Origin of the sequence: Rahnella perminowiae (assembly GCF_019049755.1) — a bacterium.
In the GTDB taxonomy this organism is placed as follows: Bacteria; Pseudomonadota; Gammaproteobacteria; order Enterobacterales; family Enterobacteriaceae; genus Rahnella; species Rahnella perminowiae.
Map to the genome: position 1 here is coordinate 1 of NZ_JAFMOS010000399.1, position 7,712 is coordinate 7,712.

The following is a 7,712-nucleotide window of genomic DNA, read 5'->3' on the forward strand; positions in this document are numbered from 1 at the left end:
CAATATTTGATTTCGGAGGGAAATCACATTTTCGAACTATTTGTACAAAAATTCTTAACGCACAAAAACAAAAAAGCCCGCAGCAGTGGTCTGTGCGGGCCGGGTGTCACGCAAGATATCAGCTCAGCGAGGAAGTGCCGAAAGCCTGCTGCCAGTCAGCATCAAACTTTTCCACCGCAGCCTGCACCGCTGGCGTGCTGAATAGCTGTTCAGCCACATCAACCGGCAACGTGATGGACTGACAGCCCGCCAGCAGACACTCTATGGCCTGACGCGGCGTTTTGAAACTCGCGGCCAGTACTTTTGATTGCGGCGCGTGCAGGCTCAGTAAGGTCTGTAAATCTTTCACCATGGCAATGCCGTCACCCCCCTGGGCATCAAGCCTGTTCACGTAAGGCGCGACATATTCCGCCCCGGCCAGTGCCGAGAGTAACCCCTGACCTGCCCCGTACACCGCGGTACCCAACGTCGGAACGTTCATGCCCTTGAGCTTTTTGATAGCTGCCAGACCTTCACCGGTCACCGGCACCTTCACCACTAAGCCGGACACCCGTTGTGTCAGTAACAACGCTTCTGCCACCATTTGTTCGGCATCAGCAGCCATCACCTGCGCGAATAATTTACCGTTACCGCCCAGGGCATCACGCAGTGCAGGCAGCACTTCCCACAGCGATTTTCCTTCTTTTGCCACAATGCTCGGATTGGTGGTAACGCCCTGTAATGGCAGGATGCGCGATAAGCGTTTTACAGCGATGACATTGGCAGTATCGAGATAGAGCTCCATAACTTCCTTCCTGAACGTGTGAGTGAATGCAAAGTTCAGTGAGTGTACGCCTGGAAGCAGACGGTTTGTTGATCATCGTCAAAATCACTTTCGAATGAAAGATAGTAAATTACGAAAGAAGCATTAAACGCCAAGGAGCGTCGACATGATTTTCAATGTACAGCGTTATTCCACACATGATGGGCCTGGGATCCGCACGGTGGTTTTTCTGAAAGGTTGTTCCCTGAAATGTACCTGGTGCCAGAATCCGGAAAGCCGCTCCGCCACGGCTGACGTGCTGTACGACGCGCGTTTGTGCAGTGCGGATTGTCAGCACTGCGCAAAGACTTTTCCCCATGCGGTCAGCGTGGTAAATGGCAGGATTACGGTTCGCAGGGCGCAATTCCAGGCAGAGGATCTCTGTCAGATTGAACAGGTTTGCCCTTCCGGCGCGCTGAGTGTGTGCGGAGATAACGCGAATATTGACGCCCTGATGCAGCAAATCCTGCGGGATAAGCCTTTTTATATCCGCACCGGCGGCGGTGTAACGCTTTCCGGCGGCGAACCGTTTATGCAGCCACACACTGCACTGAACCTGCTGCAACGTTGCCGTCATGAAGGCCTGCATACCGCCGTGGAAAGCTGTCTGCATGTGCCGTGGCACTACATTCAACCCTCGCTGGGCGCGCTGGATTTAATGCTGGCCGATCTCAAGCATGTTGCCGATGAACCTTTCCGGCGCCTGACCGGGGGTTCCGCCAAAAGGGTGAAAGATAATTTCCGTCGTCTGGCCGCCGCCGGGCAAAAGCTTATCGTCCGCGTACCGTTAATTCCTGAGTTTAATGCCGATCGCGCCTCCATCCGCCAGATTGTTGATTTTGCCGCCAATGAAACCGGCTGCGAAGCTATCCATTTTTTGCCGTACCACACGCTGGGCATCAATAAATATGCCCTGCTGGGACAACCCTATCTGGCCCCGCGCCAGCCGTTAAATGACCCTGACCTGCTGACGTTTGCCGAAGAATACGCCACAGAAAAAGGACTTTGTGCACAGTTAAGAGGATAAGAAAAATGACCCAACTGAATCTGAACACCCTTTCGGCCCGTATTCTTTCTCACAAAGAAGCGCTGATCCACATCGTGAAGCCACCGGTGTGTACCGAGCGCGCACAGCACTACACGCAGGTTTATCAACAGCATGCTGACAAACCGCTTGCCATTCGCCGGGCACTGGCACTGGCCGAACATTTGCGTCAACGTACTATCTGGATCAAACACGATGAGCTGATCGTCGGTAATCAGGCCAGCGAAGTGCGCGCTGCGCCGATTTTCCCGGAATACACGGTGGGCTGGATCGAAAGTGAAATTGATGCGCTTGCTGACCGGCCGGGTGCGGGTTTTGCAGTCAGTGAAGCCAATAAGAAAATCCTGCATGAAATCTGCCCGTGGTGGCGCGGCCAGACCGTACAGGACCGCTGCTACGGTATGTTCACTGATGAACAGAAAGCCCTGCTCGACAGTGGTATCGTGAAAGCTGAAGGCAATATGACCTCCGGCGATGCCCACCTGGCGGTGAATTTTCCGCTGTTGCTGCAGCTGGGTCTGGACGGGTTGCGCAGTAAGGTGGATGAGCGTCGCAGCCGCATTAAACTGACTGACTGGGAAGACCTGCATAAAGAACAACTGCTGAAAGCCATTGATATCACGCTGGCAGCTGTCAGCGATCACGTCGTGCGTTTTGCCCGGCTGGCGCGTGATATGGCTGCGACACAAACCCGCGAGCCGCGTCGCAACGAGTTGCTGACGATCGCGGCTAACTGCGACGTCATTGCCCACCAGCCACCGCAAAACTTCTGGCAGGCATTACAACTGTGCTATTTCATCCAGTTGATTTTACAAATCGAATCCAACGGCCACTCAGTGTCATTCGGTCGTATGGATCAGTATCTTTATCCGTTCTGGCGTCGTGATGTCGAACTGGAACAAACGCTGGCGCATGACCAGGGCATTGAGCTGCTGCAAAGCTGCTGGCTGAAATTGCTGGAAGTCAACAAGATCCGCTCCGGTACACATTCCAAAGCCTCGGCAGGTAGCCCGCTGTACCAGAACGTCACCATCGGCGGACAGACTTTACATAATGATGTCGCCTGCGATGCTGTAAATCCGCTGTCATATGCCATTTTAGAATCCTGCGGACAATTGCGGTCCACTCAGCCCAATCTCAGCGTGCGCTATCACGCCGGAATGAGCAGTGATTTCCTTGATGCCTGCGTGCAGGTGATCCGCTGTGGTTTCGGCATGCCTGCCTTTAATAACGACGAAATTGTTATTCCTGAATTCATCAAACTGGGGGTCGAAAAACAGGATGCCTATGACTATGCTGCCATCGGCTGTATCGAAACGGCGGTCGGTGGCAAATGGGGTTATCGCTGTACCGGGATGAGTTTTATCAATTTTGCCCGCGTCATGCTTGCCGCACTGGAACAGGGGCACGATGCTAAGAGCCATACCCGTTTCCTGCCGCAGGAGCGTGGCTTGTCACAAGGGAATTTTGATAATTTCGAACAGGTGTTTGCACAATGGGACCAGCAGATCCGCTATTACACCCGCAAATCCATCGAAATTGAGTGTGTGGTAGATACCATTCTGGAAGAAAATGCGCAGGATATACTGTGTTCGGCACTGGTCGATGACTGTATCGAACGCGGGAAGACCATCAAGCAAGGCGGCGCAAAATACGACTGGGTTTCCGGTTTGCAGGTCGGGATCGCCAATCTGGGTAACAGTCTGGTGGCGGTGAAAAAACTGGTATTCGATCAGGGTGTGATCGGCCAGCAGGAACTGGCTCACGCACTGGCATCGGATTATGCGGGGCTGGACGGTGAACGACTGCGTCAGCGGCTGATTAACGGTGCAGAGAAATATGGCAACGATCATGATGAGGTCGATAATCTGCTGGTGCGTGCGTATCAGTGCTACATCGATGAACTGTCGAATTATCACAATACCCGTTTCGGACGCGGCCCGGTCGGTGGCACGTATTATGCGGGTACATCGTCTATTTCTGCCAATGTTCCGTTTGGTGCCGCCACCACGGCCACACCGGACGGACGTAAGGCCTTCACACCGCTGGCGGAAGGGGCCAGCCCGGCATCCGGCACCGATCATCTCGGGCCGACGGCCGTATTTAATTCTCTGGGTAAATTGCCGACAGCAGCTATTCTCGGCGGCGTACTGCTCAATCAGAAACTGAATCCGGCATCACTTGAAAATGAAAGCGATCGCGAGACGTTAATGCTGATGTTGCGGACATTCTTTGAGGAACATCGTGGCTGGCATGTTCAGTACAACATTGTTTCCCGTGAGACATTGCTGAAAGCCCGTGAGGAACCGCAGAATTATCGCGACCTTGTGGTACGAGTTGCGGGGTACTCGGCATTCTTTACGGCCTTATCCCCTGAGGCGCAGGATGATATTATCGCCCGTACTGAACATTCACTGTAAAGTTCGCATCTGAATTTTACTTTCTCTGGGCGGCGCAGGTCGCCCTTATTTTGGGCGGTTATGAACGACAGACAGCAAGTTATTTTGCAATGGGTCAATGATAAGCAACGCATCAGCGTCAGTGAGTTGTCACAGATTTGTCAGGTGTCGGAAGTGACGATCCGTCACGATCTTACATTGCTGGAACAGCGACATTACCTGCGACGTGCCCACGGTTTCGCTGTCGCGATCCAGACAGATGACGTGGATACCCGCATGATGTCGAACTTCGCGCAGAAACAAAAACTGGCGAAATTTGCAGCGTCACTGATCCATGACGGTGAAACCGTATTTTTCGAAAGCGGCAGCAGCATCGCCCTGCTGGCCCAATACCTTACCGACAAAAAAAATCTGACGGTGATTACCGTCAGTAGTTATGTCGCTTCTCTGCTGAAAAGTATGCCCTGTGACGTGGTTCTGCTTGGCGGGATGTATCAGAAAACCAGCCAGACCGTAGTCGGCCCGCTGACCAGACTGTGCCTGCAACAGATGAATTTCAGCAAAGCGTTCATGGGCATCGACGGCTTCACTGACACCACCGGTTTTACCGGCCGTGACATGTTACGTGCAGATGTGGTGAATGCAGTGGTGGCAAAAGGGGCGGAAAATATCGTTTTGACGGATTCATCGAAATTCGGTCAAATAAATCTCAACCCGCTCGGACCGGTCAGCGCCTTCAGCCAGGTCATCACTGACGACAAATTATTACCGGACTACCAGCAGCAACTTTCCGCCGCTGGAATTAAGGTCAGCCTGGTCGGCTGACCTTGGGTATAACGACGATCATTGACCATAGTAAGCGTTTTTGCCGTGTTTACGCAGGTAATGTTTATCCAGTAATTGCGGCTGCATATCGGGTAACTGCGGCGTTAACTGGCGGGAGAAGATGCCCATGTAGGCGACTTCCTCCAGCACTACAGCGTTATGCACGGCATTATCGGCATCTTTCCCCCAGGCAAACGGCCCGTGCGAATGCACCAGTACAGCCGGAATATCTGCCGGTGACAAATTTCTTTCCGCAAAAGTTTTCACGATCACTTCTCCGGTTTCCCATTCATAACGCCCGGCGATTTCCTCCTCGGTCATCAGCCGCGTGCAGGGGATATTACCGTAGAAGTAATCTGCATGGGTGGTGCCCCAGGCGGGGATGTCCAAACCGGCCTGCGCCCAGATGGTGGCGTGGCGCGAATGTGTATGGACAATACCCCCTGCTTCGGGGAAATTCAGATACAGCACCCGGTGGGTATCAGTATCCGAAGACGGCTTTTTACTGCCCTCGACGATTTTTCCTGTCTCCAGTTCTACCACCACCATGTCGTCCACACCCATGTGGTCATATTCCACGCCTGAGGGTTTAATCACGACCAGCCCAAGTTTGCGGTCAACGGCGCTGACATTTCCCCAGGTAAAGGTCACCAGATTATGGCGAGGCAGTGCCAGGTTAGCCTCTAATACCTGCTCTTTCAGTTGTCTTAGCATCGTGGTTTCCTCTTATTGCGATGCTTTATTGTCTGGGTGGCCGGTGGATGCAGGTATGGGGGAAATCGCTAAAGAGTACGTACAGTTCTGCTGCAAACGTAAAAGTGCCCGTTTGTTCTATAAACCGTTGAAGATCTGTCCAGCTCTTTAGTTTTTTGTGTGGTGAGGAAGAGCATCTTTAGTGAATTAAGATTATTCACCTAGTGAATAGATATCACTTTTATTATTTTTAACTCACGGATGCACAATTGCGTCTGGATAGGAGAAAAATTATGATGCTCGTAAATAAACGTGTTGCCAGTATTGCACTGGTTCTGACTCTGGCGATGTCTGTCAGCGCTTGTGGTAACTGGTCTAAGCGTGACCGTAACACCGCAATCGGTGCGGGTGCGGGTGCGCTGGGTGGTGCAGTGCTGACTGACGGCAGTACCTTAGGGACGTTAGGTGGCGCGGCAGTCGGTGGTATCGTCGGACACCAGGTCAGTAAATAAAACAACCGGGAGATGAATTCTATTTAACTGGCATCAAAAAACGTAAGCGTTAAGCAACGAATAAAGCTAAAAATAGGATTGGGTTGTTCAGGTCAACTTTATTGTCATCACACAGATGACAAACAATGTGTTTTCGCGTTGTGATATCTCTAAAACCTAAAGCAAGATGCTGCACCTTTGCGGATGCAGCATCTTATTATGAACAGTCGATCATTTACCGGTCAATCAGCCACCCGCCAGTTTCACTTTCATTCCTTTCGCTTCCAGCAGCTGTTTGAGCAGGTCACGTTTATCGCCCTGGATCTCAATCACGCCGTCTTTCACAGCACCGCCACAACCGCATTTCTTTTTCAGTTCACCCGCAAGTTTTTCAAGTGCAATATCATCAAGATCGATACCGGTAATGAGGCTCACCCCCTTCCCTTTGCGCCCGCTTGTCTGGCGCTGAATACGCACTATACCGTCACCTTTCGGACGTTCCGTCACGGGTTTAGGCTCTTCAATTCTGCCGCTGTCGGTTGAATAAACTAAACGGCTGTTACTGTCATTGCTCATCGTATTTCCTTCTCAGCTCAATGAGGCGAGAATTTCACCTAAGGCCTGCGCCGGATCGGCAGCCTGCGTGATTGGACGACCAATCACCATATAGTCCACGCCCGCCGCCAGTGCTTGCTGGGGGGTCATGATACGACGCTGATCATCCGCTTTGCTGCCAGCCGGACGGATACCTGGCGTTACCAGTTTGAACGTCTGCCCGAGTGCGGATTTAAAGCGCGTCGCTTCCTGCGCGGAACACACAACACCGTCAAGGCCGCAGTCGCGAGTCAGGCGCGCCAGACGTTCAGCATAATCAGCCGGAGAAAGTTCGATACCTAAATCCGCCAGATCGCTGTCTTCCATACTGGTCAGCACGGTAACGGCAATCAGTAACGGCGCTTCTTTACCAAAAGGTGCCAGCGCTTCTTTGGCCGCCGTCATCATGCGAGCCCCCCCGCTGGCATGCACGTTCACCATCCAGACCCCCAGTTCTGCCGCAGCAGCCACAGCGCGCGCGGTGGTATTAGGAATATCGTGGAATTTCAGATCCAGAAAGACGTCGAAACCACGGTTTTGCAGATCTTTGATCATCTGCGGACCAAAATGGGTAAACATCTCTTTGCCAATTTTCAGACGGCAATCACGTGGATCTATTTTGTCGGCGAAGGCCAGTGCCGAAGATTTATCTGCATAATCGAGAGCGACAACAATCGGCGATGTATATAAGTCTTTGTTGTTACTGTTATTTATGGACTTCATTTCGTCAGCCTCTTGTCAGTTTTTAAATCAGGAAGGAAAAATATCATTTTTGCCGCCCGCATTTTACATGGCAAGTCACTGAATTCACAGCTACACCTAATGTGACAGTTTTATTAAATTTTTGTGATGCACTAGACGAC

8 protein-coding genes are annotated in these 7,712 nt (G+C 52.0%); 4 read left to right on the top strand and 4 right to left on the bottom strand.

From position 1 onward, the window contains the following. Positions 1-118 precede the first annotated feature (118 nt). A complete protein-coding gene (gene fsa / locus J1785_RS05450; protein WP_129951542.1) occupies positions 119-784 on the bottom strand; it encodes a fructose-6-phosphate aldolase in 666 nt (221 codons plus the stop codon). 145 nt (positions 785-929) lie between these two features. Between fsa and J1785_RS05455 the strand changes: the two genes are divergently transcribed. From J1785_RS05455 to J1785_RS05465, 3 genes are read left to right on the top strand one after another with little or no spacing between them, the layout of a single operon-like run. After that, complete coding sequence (locus J1785_RS05455; RefSeq protein WP_217218975.1) at positions 930-1,829, top strand: glycyl-radical enzyme activating protein; 900 nt, start codon at positions 930-932, stop codon at positions 1,827-1,829. Between the two features lie 5 nt (positions 1,830-1,834). Then, positions 1,835-4,267, top strand: a complete 2,433-nt coding sequence (locus J1785_RS05460; RefSeq protein ID WP_217218976.1) for a formate C-acetyltransferase/glycerol dehydratase family glycyl radical enzyme — start codon at positions 1,835-1,837, stop codon at positions 4,265-4,267. Between the two features lie 60 nt (positions 4,268-4,327). After that, positions 4,328-5,071 (top strand): DeoR/GlpR family DNA-binding transcription regulator, encoded by a 744-nt coding sequence (locus J1785_RS05465; protein ID WP_129990386.1) that lies wholly within the window; start codon positions 4,328-4,330, stop codon positions 5,069-5,071. Between the two features lie 18 nt (positions 5,072-5,089). On the opposite strand, the gene araD is transcribed toward J1785_RS05465, so the two are convergent. Beyond that, the gene (araD, locus tag J1785_RS05470) at positions 5,090-5,785 is read right to left on the bottom strand and encodes an L-ribulose-5-phosphate 4-epimerase (RefSeq protein ID WP_129990387.1); all 696 of its coding nucleotides are present in this window, start codon (positions 5,783-5,785) and stop codon (positions 5,090-5,092) included. Between the two features lie 272 nt (positions 5,786-6,057). Here araD and osmB point away from each other — a divergent pair, with 272 nt between their 5' ends. After that, on the top strand, positions 6,058-6,276 hold the full coding sequence (gene osmB / locus J1785_RS05475; RefSeq protein WP_015697121.1) for an osmotically-inducible lipoprotein OsmB: 219 nt from the start codon (positions 6,058-6,060) through the stop codon (positions 6,274-6,276). A 225-nt stretch (positions 6,277-6,501) separates the two neighbouring features. On the opposite strand, the gene yciH is transcribed toward osmB, so the two are convergent. Together yciH and pyrF are read right to left on the bottom strand one after the other, a co-directional pair. Continuing rightward, positions 6,502-6,831, bottom strand: a complete 330-nt coding sequence (yciH, locus tag J1785_RS05480; protein WP_129951547.1) for a stress response translation initiation inhibitor YciH — start codon at positions 6,829-6,831, stop codon at positions 6,502-6,504. 12 nt (positions 6,832-6,843) lie between these two features. After that, on the bottom strand, positions 6,844-7,572 hold the full coding sequence (pyrF, locus tag J1785_RS05485) for an orotidine-5'-phosphate decarboxylase (RefSeq protein ID WP_217218977.1): 729 nt from the start codon (positions 7,570-7,572) through the stop codon (positions 6,844-6,846). Positions 7,573-7,712: the final 140 nt, after the last annotated feature.